The organism is Streptomyces sp. NPDC054841 (assembly GCF_053611045.1).
Genome location: NZ_JBSGZO010000162.1, coordinates 1 through 16857, shown reverse-complemented (window position 1 = coordinate 16857; position 16857 = coordinate 1). Strand labels below are relative to the sequence as shown.

The 16857-nt window shown below is 72.3% G+C and carries 13 protein-coding genes; 4 read left to right on the top strand and 9 right to left on the bottom strand.

Annotated elements, in window-relative coordinates; genetic code table 11:
* Positions 1–54 precede the first annotated feature (54 nt).
* The 6 genes from ACWGI8_RS21835 to ACWGI8_RS21810 all read right to left on the bottom strand — a co-directional run bounded on the left by ACWGI8_RS21835 (position 55) and on the right by ACWGI8_RS21810 (position 6152).
* Positions 55–1032: a cation diffusion facilitator family transporter gene (locus ACWGI8_RS21835; RefSeq protein ID WP_453663157.1), complete on the bottom strand. Its 978-nt coding sequence runs from the start codon at positions 1030–1032 to the stop codon at positions 55–57.
* Between the two features lie 104 nt (positions 1033–1136).
* Positions 1137–2288 carry a mannose-6-phosphate isomerase, class I gene (gene manA, locus ACWGI8_RS21830; RefSeq protein WP_453663155.1) on the bottom strand — a complete coding sequence of 384 codons (1152 nt, stop codon included), beginning with the start codon at positions 2286–2288 and terminating at the stop codon, positions 1137–1139.
* 192 nt (positions 2289–2480) lie between these two features.
* A complete protein-coding gene (locus ACWGI8_RS21825; RefSeq protein ID WP_453663153.1) occupies positions 2481–3614 on the bottom strand; it encodes an SIS domain-containing protein in 1134 nt (377 codons plus the stop codon).
* A gap of 76 nt (positions 3615–3690) precedes the next feature.
* Positions 3691–3873 (bottom strand): Trm112 family protein, encoded by a 183-nt coding sequence (locus tag ACWGI8_RS21820; RefSeq protein ID WP_453663151.1) that lies wholly within the window; start codon positions 3871–3873, stop codon positions 3691–3693.
* 359 nt (positions 3874–4232) lie between these two features.
* Positions 4233–5609: a phosphomannomutase/phosphoglucomutase gene (locus ACWGI8_RS21815; RefSeq protein WP_453663149.1), complete on the bottom strand. Its 1377-nt coding sequence runs from the start codon at positions 5607–5609 to the stop codon at positions 4233–4235.
* A 114-nt stretch (positions 5610–5723) separates the two neighbouring features.
* Positions 5724–6152 (bottom strand): DUF3499 domain-containing protein, encoded by a 429-nt coding sequence (locus ACWGI8_RS21810; RefSeq protein WP_453663148.1) that lies wholly within the window; start codon positions 6150–6152, stop codon positions 5724–5726.
* Positions 6153–6541: 389 nt separating this feature from the next.
* Between ACWGI8_RS21810 and ACWGI8_RS21805 the strand changes: the two genes are divergently transcribed.
* Positions 6542–6970 carry a metallopeptidase family protein gene (locus tag ACWGI8_RS21805; protein WP_453663158.1) on the top strand — a complete coding sequence of 143 codons (429 nt, stop codon included), beginning with the start codon at positions 6542–6544 and terminating at the stop codon, positions 6968–6970.
* A gap of 202 nt (positions 6971–7172) precedes the next feature.
* On the opposite strand, the gene ACWGI8_RS21800 is transcribed toward ACWGI8_RS21805, so the two are convergent.
* From ACWGI8_RS21800 to ACWGI8_RS21790, 3 genes are all read right to left on the bottom strand, one after another.
* Positions 7173–8771: a DUF5719 family protein gene (locus ACWGI8_RS21800; RefSeq protein WP_453663146.1), complete on the bottom strand. Its 1599-nt coding sequence runs from the start codon at positions 8769–8771 to the stop codon at positions 7173–7175.
* Positions 8768–12517 (bottom strand): glycosyltransferase, encoded by a 3750-nt coding sequence (locus ACWGI8_RS21795; protein ID WP_453663144.1) that lies wholly within the window; start codon positions 12515–12517, stop codon positions 8768–8770. Before ACWGI8_RS21795 ends, ACWGI8_RS21800 begins: the two co-directional genes overlap by 4 nt.
* A 327-nt stretch (positions 12518–12844) precedes the next feature.
* Complete coding sequence (locus ACWGI8_RS21790; protein WP_017945871.1) at positions 12845–13108, bottom strand: WhiB family transcriptional regulator; 264 nt, start codon at positions 13106–13108, stop codon at positions 12845–12847.
* Between the two features lie 685 nt (positions 13109–13793).
* On the opposite strand from ACWGI8_RS21790, the gene ACWGI8_RS21785 reads away from it, so the two are divergent.
* The 3 genes from ACWGI8_RS21785 to ACWGI8_RS21775 all read left to right on the top strand — a co-directional run bounded on the left by ACWGI8_RS21785 (position 13794) and on the right by ACWGI8_RS21775 (position 16629).
* Positions 13794–14294, top strand: coding sequence for a cysteine dioxygenase (locus ACWGI8_RS21785; protein WP_453663142.1), 501 nt, complete (start codon positions 13794–13796; stop codon positions 14292–14294).
* 77 nt (positions 14295–14371) lie between these two features.
* The gene (gene cofD / locus ACWGI8_RS21780) at positions 14372–15328 is read left to right on the top strand and encodes a 2-phospho-L-lactate transferase (RefSeq protein ID WP_453663141.1); all 957 of its coding nucleotides are present in this window, start codon (positions 14372–14374) and stop codon (positions 15326–15328) included.
* Positions 15325–16629 carry a coenzyme F420-0:L-glutamate ligase gene (locus ACWGI8_RS21775; protein ID WP_453663139.1) on the top strand — a complete coding sequence of 435 codons (1305 nt, stop codon included), beginning with the start codon at positions 15325–15327 and terminating at the stop codon, positions 16627–16629. Before cofD ends, ACWGI8_RS21775 begins: the two co-directional genes overlap by 4 nt.
* Positions 16630–16857: the final 228 nt, after the last annotated feature.

Below are 16857 nucleotides of genomic sequence, written 5' to 3'. Positions count from 1 at the left end.
GGACCGATCAGCTCGGTCCGGGGGCCTCCGTGTCCACGGGTCTCCGCGCGTACGTCAGTGGCCGAGGTCCGGGCCGGGGCCGCCCGGGGACTTCGCCGGGTTCACACCGGCCGCCGCGGCCTCCTCGCTGTAGATGTCCGGTTCCAGGTAGATGACCCGGGCGATCGGCAGGGCGGAACGGGTCCGGTCCTCGGCGGCGTTGATGGCGGCCGCGACCTCGGCGGCCGTGTTGTCGTGCCGCACGGCGATCTTGGCGGCCACCAGCAGCTCCTCCGGACCGAGGTGGAGCGTACGCATGTGGATGATGCGGGTGACGGTGGTGCCGTCGACGATCGCCGCCTTGATCTTCTCGACGTCCTCCGTGCCGGCCGCCTCGCCGAGGAGCAGGGACTTGGTCTCGGCCGCGAGCACCAGCGCGATCAGGATCAGCAGAATGCCGATGCAGAGCGTGCCGATGCCGTCCCAGATGCCGTTGCCGGTGAGCAGGGCGAGCCCGACACCGCCGAGCGCGAGGATCAGACCCACGAGCGCGCCGAGGTCCTCGAGGAGGACGACCGGCAGCTCAGGAGCCTTGGCGTGGCGGACGAACTCCTTCCAGGAGCGCTGACCGCGCAGGGGGTTGGACTCCTTGATGGCCGTACGGAACGAGAACGACTCGGCGATGATCGCGAAGACGAGAACGCCGATGGGCCAGTACCAGTCCCTGATCTCGTGCGGGTGCTTGATCTTCTCGTAGCCCTCGTAGATCGCGAACATGCCGCCGACCGAGAAGAGGACGATCGAGACGAGGAAGGCGTAGATGTAGCGCTCGCGCCCGTAGCCGAAGGGGTGCTCCGGTGTCGCCTCGCGCTTGGCCTTCTTGCCGCCGAGGAGCAGCAGGCCCTGGTTGCCGGAGTCGGCGACCGAATGGACGCTCTCCGCGAGCATCGACGAGGAGCCGCTGAAGAGGAACGCCACGAACTTGGCTGCCGCGATCGCGAGGTTCGCGGCGAGCGCCGCCACGATCGCTTTGGTTCCGCCTGACGCGCTCATGGGTGCAGGGTGTCCTTCCTCGAAGCTCCTGATGTTCTTGCTCGCGTCGAGGCAGGGCCTCGGCACGGCGGGACATTGTTGCAGCAGCTGATGTGGACGGCGCGTCAGGCCACCACTGTGGCACGGAAGACCGTGCCAGTACCGGACAGTTCGACCGATTCGCCCGCCGGGACGAAGACCGACTCCCCCGGGGCGAGGGTGATCTCGCCCGCCGTGGGCCGGCCCGCCGTGGCCAGCAGGATCTGCGGGGTCGCGGCAGTCACGTCCCGGGGAGCGGCGTGCGGCGACAGGACGTAGCGGGAGAGCCGGAACTCGTCGATCGGGGTGTCGTAGACCTCCTCGCCGGAGAGGGAGGCCTCGGGGCGCAGCACGCCCGGGTCGCCCGCTTCGAAGCGGACGACCCGGAGGAGTTCGGGGACGTCGACGTGCTTGGGGGTCAGTCCGCAGCGCAGCACATTGTCGGAGTTGGCCATGATCTCGACGCCGAGGCCGCTGATGTACGCGTGCGGGACGCCGGCGCCGAGGAAGAGGGCCTCGCCGGGCTGCAGCTGTACGTGGTTGAGCAGCATGGCGGCGATGACGCCCGGGTCACCGGGGAAGTGGTGCGCGAGGGTGGCGTACGGGGCGTACGGGCCGCCGAGGCGTTCCGCGGCGGCGGCGGCCTCGGTGACGGTGTGGGCCATCTCCTCCGGGTCGGCGGCGAGGACGGCGGTGAGAACCTCGCGGAGGGCCGCCTCCTCGGGGTGGGCGTGGAGGAGGTCGACGTACGGCTTGAGGGAGTCGACGTCCAGGCCCGCGATGAGATCCGCGGCCTCGACGGGCGGGCGGAAGCCGCACAGTCCGTCGAAGGGGGTGAGGGCGCAGATCAGTTCCGGCTTGTGGTTGTCGTCCTTGTAGTTGCGGTGGGGCGCGTCGATCGGGATGCCCGCGCGCTCCTCGGCGGCGTAGCCCTCCTCGGCCTGGGCGAGGTCCGGGTGCACCTGGAGGGAGAGGGGGGCGCCGGCGGCGAGCAGCTTGAGGAGGAATGGCAGGCGGGGGCCGAACTTGTCGGCGGATGCCGCGCCGAGCTCGCGTACGGGGTCGGCGGCGATGACGTCGTTCAGAGGGCCGCGGTCGGTCTGCGAAGGCGCACCTGGGTGGGCGCCCATCCACATCTCGGCCTGCGGCTCGCCGGTGGGGGCGGTGCCGAGGAGCTCCGGGATGAGGGTCGTGGAGCCCCAGGCATAGGGGCGCACGGTGTTGGAGAGGCGGTCCATGGGGTCCCTTCGCGCTGTGTCAGAGCGATGTGTCGGTGCGGCGTGTCGGTGCGGCGTGTCGGAACGGCGTGTCGGTGCGGTGCATTGGTGCGGTGCGTTGGTGCCGGCTACTGCGGTGCGTCGGGGCACGGTGCAGTGCGTCGGGACACGTTCTGGTGTGGGAGTGGCGCGCCGCGGGTCTCCGGTGACTCGCTACGCGTGGCCGCTCGTCGCCAACGCCAGGTAGCCGGCCGCGAAGTCGGTCACCGCCAGCAGCTCCGCCAGCGTCTCCAGGGCGCTGCCCTCCTCCGGCTCGAGTTCGCTGATGGCGGTGTCATGGCTGAGCGCGAGTTCACGTGCGGCGGGGGCGGCGGTGAGGCCGTCGTCCGTACGGTCCCGCAGCAGCAGGACGCGCGCACGCAGCGCCTGCTGCTCCTCCACGCGGTCCCGGAAGAAGTCCTCCGGGTCGGCGCCGGCCGCGAAGTCGCCGGCGAGGAGGACGCCGTGGGCCGGCAGCGCCTCGGGGAGCTCGGCGGCGAGGGCGGGAAGGCCGGCGAGCTCGCCCAGTACGGCGGCGAACCGGCGGCCGACCGGACCGGCCGTGCCTTCCGTCCAGATGATCGGGAGGGTGTCCGCCAGCTCGGCGGCGAGCGTCTTGGCGGGGTTGCTGTACGTGGCGATGGCCGGGCCGCAGCGTTCGGCGATGCGGTCGAGGCGGTCGGCGACGCTCTGGAGGACGTCCGGGGGCGCGGAGATGAGACCGACGCGGTCGAGGAGCGCGAGGAGCGGCGTGAACAGAGCCCAGAACGCGCCGGGGCTCGCCGCCGCCTGCGTCTCCTCGTACAGCTCGTACGGGGCGGTCGCCATGGGCACCACGATGCCGTGGATGTTGTCGACGGCCTCGGTGAGCGGGGAGTGCTGCGGGGCGACCGCGACGACGGTGCAGCCACGGCGGTAGGCCTGCTCGGCGAGGAGCGCGAGGCCGGGCTCGGAACCGTCGGTGGTGGCGATGAGGAGGAGGTCCACGGAGCCCGCCCAGCCGGGGAGCGCCCAGCGCAGGGCCCCCGCGGCGGGGGCGACACCGGTGGGGTGCAGGCGGGTGACCGGGGCGGTGGGGCCGGTGAGCTCGGCGAGCAGGTCCGCCACTCCGATGGCGGCAGTGCCGGGGCCCGCGATGAGGACGGCGCGGGGGCGGCCCTCGGGCTTCAGCTCGGCGATCCCGGCCTCGGCGGCGTGCCGGGCGGCGGTGCGTACGCGCGCCCCGGCCTCCGCGGCGCCGCGGAGCAGACCGCGGCGGTCGGCGCGGGCCAGGGCTTCCGGAGCGTCGAGGAGTGACTCGTCGAGCATGGGGTGGGCCTCCGATCGTCGACGTACACGTGCGTGTGCGCGTGCGGGTGCGCGGGGCGCGGGGTACGCGGACGGGTTACGCGGGGCGGCGGGCCTCGTCGACGAGGAGGACGGGGATGTCATCCCGGACGGGGTACGCCAGGCCGCAGTCCTTGCCGGTGCAGATCAGCTCGGGAGTGTCGGTCGCCGTCTGGTCGCTCAGTCGGGCGTGGCAGGCCGGGCAGGCGAGGATCTCCAGGAGACCGGCTTCGAGCGGCATGGGGGTGTCCCTTCGAACATGCGGTTTGGGCCACGTCAGCCTACCGCTGGGGGGCGGCCTGCGCGGCTCGGCGTGGCGGCCCATGCCTCCGGCGGCGGCTGCGGGTCGCCCCACCCGGACGAGAGGGTTCATGTCCCCACGTTCGCGTCCCCACAGTCGCGCGGTCACGTGGCGGGAGCCCCACGATCACATGGCGGGATCCCCAGGGGCATGTGGCGGGAGCCCCACGGGCATGTGGCGCGACCGACTGCCTGGGGCTGTCGGTCCGGGACAGTCGGCCCGGGGCAGTTGGTCCGGGGCAGTTGGTCCGGGACAGTCGGCCCGGGGCAGTTGGTCGCGCCCCGGGCCGCCACGGCTTGTCAGGCCCCCCGCACCAGCTGCAGGACCTCGTCCCGGATGGCCGCCATCGTCGTTTCGTCGCGAGCCTCCACGTTCAGGCGGAGGAGAGGCTCCGTGTTGGACGGACGGAGGTTGAACCACCAGGTGTCGGTGGCGACCGTGAGGCCGTCGAGCTCGTCGGTCGTGACGCCGTCCCGGGACGCGAAGGCCTCGCGGACCGCGACGGTCCGTGCGGTCTGGTCGGCGACCGTGGAGTTGATCTCGCCGGAGCCGCGGTAGCGGTCATAGCGGGCGACCAGCTCGGAGAGGGGGCCGTCCTGGTTGCCGAGGGCGGCCAGGACGTGGAGGGCCGCGAGCATGCCCGTATCGGCGTTCCAGAAGTCGCGGAAGTAGTAGTGGGCCGAGTGCTCGCCACCGAAGATGGCGCCGGTGCGGGCCATCTCCTCCTTGATGAAGGAGTGGCCGACACGGGTGCGGACCGGCTTGCCGCCCTGCTCGCGTACGACCTCGGGGACGGACCACGAGGTGATCAGGTTGTGGATGACCGTGCCGCCGGGGTGCTTGGCCAGCTCGCGGGCGGCGACCAGTGCGGTGATCGCCGACGGGGAGACACCCTCTCCGCGCTCGTCGACGACGAAGCAGCGGTCGGCGTCGCCGTCGAAGGCGAGGCCGATGTCCGCGCCCTCGGCACGGACCCGGGCCTGGAGGTCCACGAGGTTCTTCGGGTCCAGCGGGTTGGCCTCGTGGTTCGGGAACGTGCCGTCCAGCTCGAAATACATCGGCACGAGCTCGACCGGCAGCGAGGCGAACACGGTGGGGACCGTGTGGCCGCCCATGCCGTTGCCCGCGTCCACGACGACCTTCAGCGGGCGGATCGACGCCACGTCCACGAGGGACAGCAGGTGGGCCGCGTAGTCGGTGAGGGTGTCGCGGTTGCTGACCGAACCCGGTGCCGGTACGGGGGCCGGGGCGCCCTCGACGAGCCAGCTCTCGGCCAGCGCGCGGATCTCACCGAGGCCCGAGTCCTGGCCGACCGGTGCGGCGCCGGCCCGGCAGAGCTTGATGCCGTTGTACTGGGCGGGATTGTGCGAGGCCGTGAACATCGCGCCGGGCAGCCCGAATCGCCCCGACGCGAAGTACAGCTGGTCCGTGGAGCACAGCCCGATCAGGGTGACGTCCGCGCCGCGGTTCGCGGCGCCGCGGGCGAAGGCTTCGGAGAGCCCCGGCGACGACGGCCGCATGTCATGGCCGATGACGATCGCGTCCGCGCCCGTCACCTGGACGAAGGCGGCGCCGAAGAGCTCGGCGAGCGACTCGTCCCACTGATCGGGCACCACCCCGCGGACGTCGTACGCCTTCACGATCTGCGACAGATCAGCAGCAGCAGAAGCAGCCACGGCCCAACCCTCCTGAATTTTCTGCGGTCGCCTCAAACTACCCGCAGAAGCTGAGGCGGCAGGCAACCCCTCCGGACCGAGGGCCGTACGGATGCGGAGGCGTCCGAACGCGGCTCAGGAGTCGGGGGAACGCAGCACGCGGAGATGGCCGCGGCGTCCGACCTCCATCGGCTCCGACCTGCGGACACCGGGGCCGCCGCCCGCACCGGCCGCCCGCTCCTGGGGGCGGGCCGCCTCCCGGACCGCGTTCGCCAGCGCTTCGAGATCGTCGCCACTGGGCCGGCTCGGGCCGGAGGCGTCCGCGAGCCGTACGACCTCCCAGCCGCGCGGCGCGGTGAGGCGCTCACTGTGCTCGGCGCACAGGTCGTAGCAGTGGGGCTCGGCATAGGTGGCGAGGGGGCCGAGGACCGCGGTCGAATCGGCATAGACGTACGTCAGTGTCGCGACGGCAGGGCGGCCGCACGCGGTGCGCGAACAGCGACGTACAGGGCTCACGACGTTGGACGGTACCGCACTCTTGAGCGGGCCGCGACGACTCTCCACCACGTCACTCCACCGTGTCGTGCTGTGAGGTCCGGCACAGGCGCCTTTCGGGCAACTGCCCTGACCTGCACGGGAGGAGAAGCGCACGGCCGGCGGCGGTGCGTCATCCGGTCATCGCTCGACACAAATCGCGTCAATCGCGGCGAGAGCGGTGATCGAGCGGAGGCTTGGAATCGAGCCCAAGCTTGGCTGGAATGTTCAATAAACGACATGCCGCCGGGCGGGGCGGAAGCACTCCGCGCGATCGGGCGGCGACATACCGCACGCAGGAGGGGCACCATGCCGCACGCCCGGGTGGCGCCAGGTCGCCGGGCGGGGTGACGACATGCCGTGGGACGGGCTCGCGGCCGCGATGCGTGCGGGGTCCGGAGAGCTACGCTGCGTCAGTGATGGACAGTCCCGTACCGCCCCGCCCGACCGAGCCCAGGCCGCGCCGCCGCGACCGCCATGGCCGAGGAATGCGCGGGCCCGTCGCACCGCCTCAGGTACCGCTCTCCGCCAGCCGCGCGGAGTCCTTCCGCGATCTCGTACAGGATTCGGTGGAGCGGCTGGAGCGGCGCTGGCCCCAGCTGGCCGAGGTGGAGTTCCTGGTGCTGGAGGTACCGGGGTCGCCGGACGAGACCGTGCCGCTGGGCAGCTCGGCCCCGGCCGACAAGGGGCGCCCGGCGAGGATCGTCGTCTACCGGCGGCCGGTCGAGATCCGCACCAAGAACCGCGACGAGCGGGCGCTGCTCGTCCACGAGGTGGTCGTGGAGCAGGTCGCGGACCTGCTCGGCCTCTCCCCCGAGTCGGTCGACCCGCGGTACGGACAGGACTAGGGCCTGTCCGGTGGATCAGGCTGGATCAGTGAGCGGCGTCATGCGGCTTCGGATCCAAGGCGGAGGAAGGAGTCATGGCGGAGCCATGCCGACTGACGACAACGCAGGAGACGGAGTCGCATGACGCCGCGAGCCCAGCCTGATCCACCGGACAGGCCCTAGTCGACCCGCGGTACGGACAGGACCAACGGACAGGACCGGCCTAGTCCTCCAGGACCGACAGGTCCTGCTCCGCCTCCGGGACCTCGACCAGACCCCGGTCGTCCGGGAGCGTCTGGACGGTGAACATCTCGATGCCGTCCTGCGGGAGCAGCAGCGTCCGGGCCGCGTGGACCGGGCCGCCGCCCGGCTGGGGTTCGACGGTCAGCGCGTACGAGCCCTTGAGGCCGGCCGGGACGGGCGGGGCGGTGATCGCGAGAGTCGTGCCGCCCTTGACCGTGTACGTCTTGGAGACGGGGGTGCCCGCCCCGGTGCCCGCCGAGGCCGTGACCTTGACCTGGGCGGTCTCGCCGGGCGCGGTCAGGGAGAGCACCGAGCCCTTGGCCCGGTTGTCGGCCGCGGTGGCGCGCTCCCGCACGGGTGCGGTCGCGGGGATGAAGGCGATCTCCTGCTTGTCGCCCTTGCCCCGGGTGACCTGGAGGGCCGCGACCACAGGGGTCGCCCGACCGCTCTGGGAGGGGACGAGGAGCAGTGAGCCCGCCTCGCCCTTGGTGACGTCCTTGAGTTCGACGGACGCCGTCATCCCCGACTTGACGCGCAACGTCTCGTTGCCGGCCGGGGTGATCGTGCCGGAGGGGCCCGCCAGCCGCACCTTCAGATCGGCGTCGTCGTCGCCCGGCGCGAACGCCACCAGCCGTACCGACGTCGCGTCCGCCGGGATGCCGGGCAACACGAGCGTGCCGGACGGGTCGGTGGACGCGGGAAGCCAGTCGCTGCCGGTCTTCTCGCCGGCGCCCCGCACCACGGCGCCGACCCTGCCCGTACGCGTGGTGACATGCACCGTCACGTCCTCGGCGGGGGCGGACGTCAGGGTGGACAGCAGCACGGGGACGCTCGCCCCGGCCGGTACCGGGATGCCCTCGGTCAGCTGGGTCTTGAGGGCGCCCTCCTTGCCGTAGAGCTCGATGTCGACGACGGCGCCCGTGTCGTCCGGGTTGGTGAGGTGGACGTAGTCCAGGCGGTCCTTGGCGATGCCGGCACCCGGGAACCAGAAGTCGGTGTCCGGTGCGGTGCAACTGACCCCGAGCACGCCGCGGCCGCTGCCCGCGGTGACCGTGGTGGTCTGCTGGGTGGTCCAGCCGGGGGCGAGCCTGCCGCCAGCGGAGCCGATGAGCGCGGGAGCGTCGCCGCCGCTCGCCTCGGCGCCGACAGGCTTGCCGGGCTCCTTGAGGGTGACGACGGCCTTGTCCGCCGCGGGCTTCTTCGCCGAGCCCGCCTTGGCCTTGTCCCCGGCCTTGGCCTTGTCCCCGTTCTTCTCGTCCTTCTCGTCCTTCTCGTCCCCGTCGTCCGGGTCCGTCAAGGTCGTCACGGACGGCTTCAGTTCCGCCGTGCCCTCCGCGTCATTGCTCGATCCGGCCGATCCGGCCGCCTGCGCAGCGGGCGTGAAGGACGTGTACGTCGTCTCCGCGATGTCGGACGTCGCAGGCGCCGGGCACAGCAGGCTGGAGCGCTCGACCGGCAGCCGGGCCGGTGCCTTCGCCTCGGCGGCCGCACCGCCGTCCGGCGCGCTGAGCGCGGCGAATCCGGTCACGGCGGCGAGCGCCGTCGCGGCCGCGAGGAGCGAGAGGGTCGTGCGGTTCACTGGTTGCTGCTCCCGTCGGGACGCTGCTCGGTCTCGTAGCCGTAGGGGTCGTACTGGCCCGTCCGGTACGGGTCGTCCGGGTACTGCCCGTACTGCTGCTGGCCGTACTGCTGGTCGTACTGCTGGGCGTGCTGCTGCTGGTCGTACTGCTGCGGCGGCTGCTGCTGGTCGTACTGCTGCGGCTCTCCGTACGCGTACTGCTGCTGGGCGTCCTGGTAGGGCTGCGCGGCGTACGGGTCGGCGTACTGGTCGTTCGCGTACGACGCGTACTCACCGGCGCCGACGCCCGCGCCGACACCCTCGCCCGCACCCCCGCCGGATCCCGCACCCGCATCCGTGTACGTCCGGCCGTCCCACTCGGCGTCGCCGCCGTACTGCTGCTGGTGCGGTACCGCCGCGTACGGGTCCGGCTCGGAATCCGGCTGTGACGCGGGGTCCTGCCCCACGGCCTCGTCCGCCTCCGCGGCGGCCTGCGCCGCACGGAGCCTGCGGGCCCGGCGGCCCTCGCCCTCGACGGGCTGGGCCGGGATCGCGGCCTCCTCCTCGGGCAGGTCGTCGTCGATCTCGCGGCGCCTGCCGGGCAGGGCCAGCACGAGCAGGACGAGGGCGAGCGCGCCCTGCGTCCAGATCCAGGCGGTGTGGGTCGTCGGGTCCTCGTAGGTGAGGTCGAGCCGGCCGCCCTCCGCGGGGAGTTCGAATCCCTGCGCCCAGCCGTCGACCGTGGTCTTCTTCAGCGCGCGGCCGTCCAGCGTCGCCTGCCAGCCGTCGTCCGCGCGGTCCGCGATGCGCAGCACCCGCCCGGACGCGCCGGCCGGGATCTTTGCGTGGGACTCGACGGGGCCGGCGGCCACGGGCAGCGGCTCCTCCTTGCCGTTGACGATGACCGCACGGGCGACCTGACGGTCCACGCGCCACAGTGCGCTGCCGTCGAGCTGGCTGAGCCGCGAAAGGCCGGGGGTGGCGTCGAGGACGCGGCTCATCTGTCGCGGTGCGCCGTCCCGTACGAGCACGTACCGGATCGCGAAGCCGCTGAGCTGGCTGGTCTGATCGGCGCCGGAGCCCGCGACGAGGTTGGCGACGACCTTGTCGAGGCGGGCGTCGGTGCCGCCGGCCTCGGTCAGCTCCGCGTCGCCGAGGCGGCCGCCGGAGCCGCGGACCAGGGCGTACGACACCTTGGCCGGGGACGAACCGCCGAGTACGAGCGTGCGCGGCTGGTCGCGGGTGTCGCTCTCCTCCGCGACGAACGCCGGGACCTGCACCGGGTCGCTGCGGTCCAGCGGGCCCGTGGCGCCGCTGATCATCCATGCGGCGGCGGAGAGCAGCGGGGCGGCTCCCGCGGCGAGGGCGATCAGCCCGGCCACGGGCTGGCGCCAGCCGAAGCTCTGGGCGGCGACCCGCTCCCGGGCGCCCTCCGCGCCGAGCACAGTGGCGGCGAGCAGGGCGATGCCGTAGACGAGGGTGGCGGGTCCTGCCCAGCCCGAACCGTTGGCGAGAGCCGCGAAGACGAGGGCGACGAGGGCGACGGCCCAGGCGGTACGGATCGCGAACTGCCGCTCGCCGCGCAGCAGGGCCGCGAGCGCCGCCAGGACGATCCCGGTCAGCAGCAGTCCGCCGAGGGCCTTGGGGCCGCCGGGGCTGATGCCGAGGAGGTCGAGCGGGGAGGCGGCGCCCGTGCCGAACTCGAGCCCGGCCTCGCGGAGGAAGCCGGAGGGGCTCGTCAGCAGCGACAGCGACCAGGGAGCGAGGATCAGCAGCGGTGTGCCGACGGCGGCGAGGAAGCGCAGCCCGTAGGCGGTGATGTCGTCATGCCGCAGTGCGAGGCCGGCGAGACCGAGGACTACGGCGACGGGCCACACGATCGGGGTGAAGGCCATCGCGAAGGTCAGCAGAAGGGCGTACGCCCAGGTGGCACGCCAGCTTCCGCGCGCTCCGTCCCTGCCGTCCCCGTTGGCCAGTCCGTACGCCGCGACCGCGGCGCGGGCGATCAGCGGCAGCACGATCGCGAGGACCGCGGTGCCGAGCCGCCCGGTGGCGAGCGCGCCGGTCGCGGCGGGCAGGAAGGCGTAGGCGACGCTCGCCCAGGCGCGCAGCGGCCGGGATTCGATCAGCGGCCGGGAGGCGAAGTACGCGGTGACGCCGGCGAGCGGCACCGAGCAGACGAGAAGCAGGGTGAGCGCGAAGCCCGTCGAGCCGAGGAAGAGACCGGACAGGACCGCGAGGACGGCGAGGTACGGGGGCGCCGTCTGCGTACCGCCCGTGCCGAGCGGGTGCCAGCCGTCGGCGTACCGGCCCCAGAGGTCGGACAGGTCGGCGGGTGCGGGCAGCAGCGCGCCGCCCGCGAGCGCCCCGCTGCCGAGGAGTCCGCGGCAGGCGACGAGGGAGACGATCAGGAGGACCGCGAACAGCACGGGTCCCGGCTTGCGGGCGATCCGCTTGAGCCGGGCGAACTGCTCGATCTCCAGGAAGTCCGCGTCGTCGCCGCCCGGTCCGGACTCGACGGCGCCGTGCCGTGAGCCTCCGGAGTCGGAGTCACTGCCTGCGCCGAGACTGCTCGCGATCTGTTCGACGGTGGCGCGGATCGTGGCGCCGTGCGGCGGGAAGAGCGGCCGCAGTTCGCTCGCCTCGACTGTGCTCTTTCCGGGACTTCTCCGTCTGCGGCGGGCGGCGAGGATCCTCTCCGGCCGCAGAAGGGTCTTGAAGAGGCCCATGACCTCGTCGACGGCCTGCCCGGGGGCCTTGCCGACGAGGTAGGCCAGGGTGCGCAGCAGGGTGCCGAGGACGAGGCGGAGCAGAACGAAGGGGAGGGCGGCGCCGCGCGCGTTGGCGAGCAGGGTGTAGACGGCGCCGGCCTTGTCGACGCGGTGCGGGCTGGTGACCGAGCGACCGGCGCAGTCGACGGTGCGGCGCTCGCGGGCGGCTGCCTCCGCGTGGCGCAGGACGGCGCCGGGAGCGACGAGGACGCGGTGGCCGGCGGCGTGGGCGCGCCAGCACAGGTCGACGTCGTCACGCATCAGGGGCAGCCGCCGGTCGAAGCCGCCCAGCTCCTCCCAGACGTCGCGGCGGACGAGCATGCCCGCGGAGGACACGGAGAGGACGGAGCGGACCTGGTCGTGCTGGCCCTGGTCCTGCTCGCGGCGGTCGAGTCCGGTCCAGCGACGGCCGCTGTTGGCGATGGAGACGCCGGCTTCGAGGAGCTGCTTGCGGTCGTACCAGCCGCGCAGCTTCGGGCCGATGATCGCCGGGGTGTGTCCGGCGGACATTTCTGCGTCTGCGACGCGCAGCAGTTCGGCGAGGGCGTCGGGGGCGGGAGCGCAGTCGTCGTGGAGCAGCCAGAGCCACTGGACCGGTTCGCCGTACGGCAGCTCCGGCATGTCGTACGCCTCGTCGCGCCAGGTCCTGCTCACCGGGTCCCAGCCGCTGGGCCGCTTCAGGTACGGCAGGTCGTCGGGGGTGAGCACGCCCGCGGTGCGGACGGCTTCGTCGACGGCGGCACCGAAGCCGGTGCGGCGGGCGAGATGCAGCACCCGGTCGGCGCCGAGTGCCTCGGTGACCAGCGCGGCGGAGTCGTCGGCGCTGCCGGTGTCGGCCGCGACGGCGTTCTGTACGGGGCGCTCCTGGCCGAGCAGCCCGGCGAGCGCGTCCGGCAGCCAGCGGGCACCGTCGTGGGAGACGAGCACGGCGGTGACGACATGCTGCGGGAACTCGGGCGGGGTGGCGGGAACAAACTCCGCAGTGGTGGCGGACATTGAGGTACGGGCCCTCCGGCCGGGGTCGCCCCGCGAGGGGCGCTGGAGCGTCTGGGACGGGGCCCCACACTAACGGCTGGCAGGGAGACGGTCCGCCGCCTGTGGACACTTCTCGGGGCTCCACCCCGAACCCCGCGCCTCAATCGCCGGACGGGCCGGATGTTCCAGCGGGTCCGGGGCCCCCACGCCCGCAGGGGCATAGGGGGAGATTGAGGACCGGGGGTCTGGGGGCGAAACCCCGGATCGGTCGGACGGCGACCCTCGTCGGACGGCGGCCTTCTTCGGGCCGTGGCCTTCTTCGGACGGCGGCCTTCTTCGCGGCCTTCTTCAGACCGCGGCCTTCTTCAGGCGGCGGCGCTCACGTTCGGACAGGCCGCCCCAGATACCGAATCGCTCGTCGTTGGCAAGGGCGTATTCGAGGCACTCGGAGCGGACCTCGCAGGCGAGGCAGACCTTCTTGGCCTCGCGGGTCGAACCGCCCTTCTCGGGGAAGAAGGACTCGGGGTCGGTCTGGGCGCACAACGCGCGCTCCTGCCAGCCGAGTTCCTCGTCCGCGTCCTCGACCAGCAGTTGCTGAAACAGCTCGGTCATGTGCGCCCCTCGTCCGTCTTTGCGTCCCCGTGATGTGGCCGTGAGCCGTACCGATTTCGGCCGAACGACACGAGTGAAATTACAAGTGTGTGGATCCGGGCCAGTCAAGCCGAGATCTGCTATTGAGCCCCGTATTCACTCTGCAGAACCAAACGTATGCGGAAAGTGTGCAAATCACCAAAAACCAAGACACTTACTACTGGCCTGCCCGCACCCCCTCCGACCCTCGGTCCGGCACCGGCATCAACCGGTCCTCACGAGGGAGGACGTCGCGCGGTTCGATCCTGTTGCGATCCAGCCACACAAGCGATCCGGATCACAGTCTGATCACGAGAACACAACGGCGTTTAAGAGCGCGGTTGCTGCGCCATGTCTCCGGTCCCATCACTGCACAAACCTTTCTCCGACCGGAGTAACCGGATGAGGTGAAACATTGCCACCAAATCGGGCATTGAGTTGACATCTGGGACTGCGTTGGTCACCTTTGGATGCATGCCAGCGACCACAGCGCCCTCCGCGGCCCACGCGACCCGTGGGTTCCGCAGCGCTGTCCAGGCTCACTGTTGCTGTTGCTGTTCCAGCTGTTGATGCCGTAGCGCTCCAGCTCTCCCCACTCCGCCCCGGGCGGAGACTCGCGACACCCCAGCACTGACCTTCCCGTTTCTGCCGAGGAACCACCGCACCCATGAACAGCGACAGCGACCTCCAGATCGCCGGCGACATCCTCGAGGTTCAGCACCTCCTCCAGCCCGCCCGCGAGCACCCGGCGACCGTGGCCGAGTTCGCCGGCCTCGCCCGCTCCATCGCCGCCGACCCCGCCCAGTGGGCACACCTCGTCCAGTACGACGCCACCACCCGCTGGTACCACCGGCTGCGCACCGGCCCCGGCTACGAGGTCTGGCTGCTCTCCTGGGTCCCCGGCCAGGGCAGCGGACTCCACGACCACGGCCGCTCGTCCGGTGTACTGACCGTCCTCGATGGCGAGTTGACGGAGCGGACGGCCACCGCCTCCCGGTCCCTGGCCGTCGGCGCCCAGCGCGTCTTCGCGCCCGGATATGTGCACGAGGTGGTCAACGACTCGCTCGAACCGGCCGTCAGTCTGCACATCTACTTCCCGGGCCTGACCGAGATGCCGATGCACACGGCCCACTGCTCCCCGGCCCGGCAGGATGCCGTCGCCGCCTGACGCCCCTCCCGTCGCCCCTCCCGTCGCCCCTCCCACCACCCCTCATGGGAACAGCCTTCGGCTGACAGACTGTCCCCATGCGCATTGTGGTTCTGGCCGGTGGTATCGGCGGTGCTCGTTTCCTGCGTGGCCTCAAGACGGCCGCCCCCGAAGCCGACATCACGGTCATCGGCAACACCGGTGACGACATCCATCTGTTCGGGCTGAAGGTATGTCCCGACCTCGACACGGTGATGTACACGCTCGGCGGCGGCATCAACGAGGAGCAGGGCTGGGGACGTACGGACGAGACCTTCCAGGTCAAGAGCGAGCTCGCGGCGTACGGCGTGGGCCCCGAGTGGTTCGGGCTCGGCGACCGTGACTTCGCCACGCACATCGTCCGTACGCAGATGCTGGGCGCGGGCTATCCGCTGAGCGCCGTCACCGAGGCGCTGTGCGCACGGTGGCAGCCCGGGGTGCGGCTGCTGCCGATGTCCGACGACCGCGTCGAGACGCATGTCGCCGTCGATGTCGAGGGCGAGCGCAAGGCCATCCACTTCCAGGAGTACTGGGTCAGGCTGCGGGCCTCCGTCGACGCCCAGGCCGTCGTGCCCGTGGGCGCCGAGCAGGCCAAGCCCGCGCCGGGCGTCCTGGAGGCGATCGGCGCGGCCGACGTCATCATCTTCCCGCCGTCCAACCCGGTGGTGAGCGTGGGGACGATCCTCGCGGTGCCGGGCATCCGGGAGGCGATCGCCGAGGCGGGCGTCCCCGTCGTCGGCCTCTCCCCCATCGTCGGGGACGCGCCGGTGCGCGGCATGGCCGACAAGGTGCTGGCGGCGGTCGGGGTCGAGTCGACGGCGGCGGCGGTGGCGAAGCACTACGGCTCGGGGCTGCTGGACGGCTGGCTCGTGGACACCGTGGACGCGGGGGCCGTGGCGGACGTCGAGGAGGCAGGGATCCGCTGCAAGGCCGTGCCGCTGATGATGACCGGCATCGAGACCGCGGCGGCGATGGCGCGTGAGGCGCTGGCGCTCGCCGAGGAGGTGCGGGCATGACGTATCCGCATCCGTCCTACCGCGTCTGGGCGTTGCCCGGGCTGCCCGAGGTCCGGCCGGGCGACGACATCGCGAAGCTGATCGCGGCCACCGAACCGGGGCTGGTGGACGGCGACGTCCTGCTCGTCACGTCGAAGATCGTCTCCAAGGCCGAGGGCCGGATCATCGCCGCGGACTCGCGGGAGGAGGCCATCGACACCGAGACGGTGCGGGTGGTGGCCCGGCGCGGCACCCTCCGTATCGTCGAGAACCGGCAAGGCCTGATCATGGCCGCGGCCGGGGTCGACGCCTCCAACACCGCTGCGGGAACCGTGCTGTTGCTGCCCGAGGACCCCGACGCGTCGGCGGTCCGTATCCGTGAGGGGCTGCGGGACACCCTCGGTGTCGAGGTCGGTGTGGTGGTGACGGACACCTTCGGGCGGCCCTGGCGCACCGGGCTCACCGATGTCGCGATCGGGGCGGCGGGAGTTCAGGTCCTGGACGATCTGCGGGGTGGCGTCGACGCGCACGGGAATCCGCTGAGCGCGACCGTGGTCGCCACGGCGGACGAGCTGGCAGCGGCGGGCGACCTGGTCAAGGGCAAGGCGGCCGGGCTGCCGGTGGCCGTGGTCCGCGGCCTCCCCCACGTCGTCGCCGGGACGACTGACGGCGCGGCGGCGCTGGTGCGGGGCGCCGAGGACGACATGTTCCGCCTCGGCACGTCGGAGGCGGTACGGGAAGCGGTGACGCTGCGGCGGACGGTGCGGGAGTTCACGGACGATCCGGTGGACCCGGGCGCGGTCCGGCGCGCGGTCGCCGCGGCCGTGACGGCGCCCGCGCCGCATCACACGACGCCGTGGCGCTTCGTGCTGCTCGAATCGGAGGCTTCGCGGCTGCGGCTGCTGGACGCGATGCGGGAGGCCTGGATCGCGGATCTGCGGCGCGACGGCAAGTCGGAGGAGTCCGTCGCGAAGCGGATCAAGCGCGGGGACGTGCTGCGGAACACGCCGTATCTGGTGGTGCCGTGCCTGGTGATGGACGGCTCGCACCACTACGGCGACGAGCGCAGGGACGCCGCGGAGCGCGAGATGTTCGTCGTCGCGGCGGGCGCGGGTGTCCAGAACTTCCTGGTGGCGCTGGCGGGCGAGCGGCTCGGGTCGGCGTGGGTGTCCTCGACGATGTTCTGCCGCGAGGTGGTGCGTGAGGTCCTCGGGCTGCCGGAGTCGTGGGATCCGATGGGGGCGGTGGCCGTGGGACGGCCGGCGGCGGCACCGAAGCCGCGACCGGAGCGGGAGGCGTCGGCGTTCATCGAGGTGCGCTGAACGGGCGGGGCACCCTGGCCCGGCTCCGGGCGCCGGCTCGCGCCGTGGGCGCTCCTGTCATGAGCGCTCCCGTGCTGAGCTCCCGTCCTGAGTCGCTCCAGTCCTGAGTCGCTCCCGTCCTGAGCGCTTGTGATCAGAGGGCCCGTGGTCAGAGGGCCCGTGGTCAGAGGGCCCGTGGTCAGAGGGCCCGTGGTCAGAGGGCCCGTGGTCAGAGGGCCCGTGGTCAGA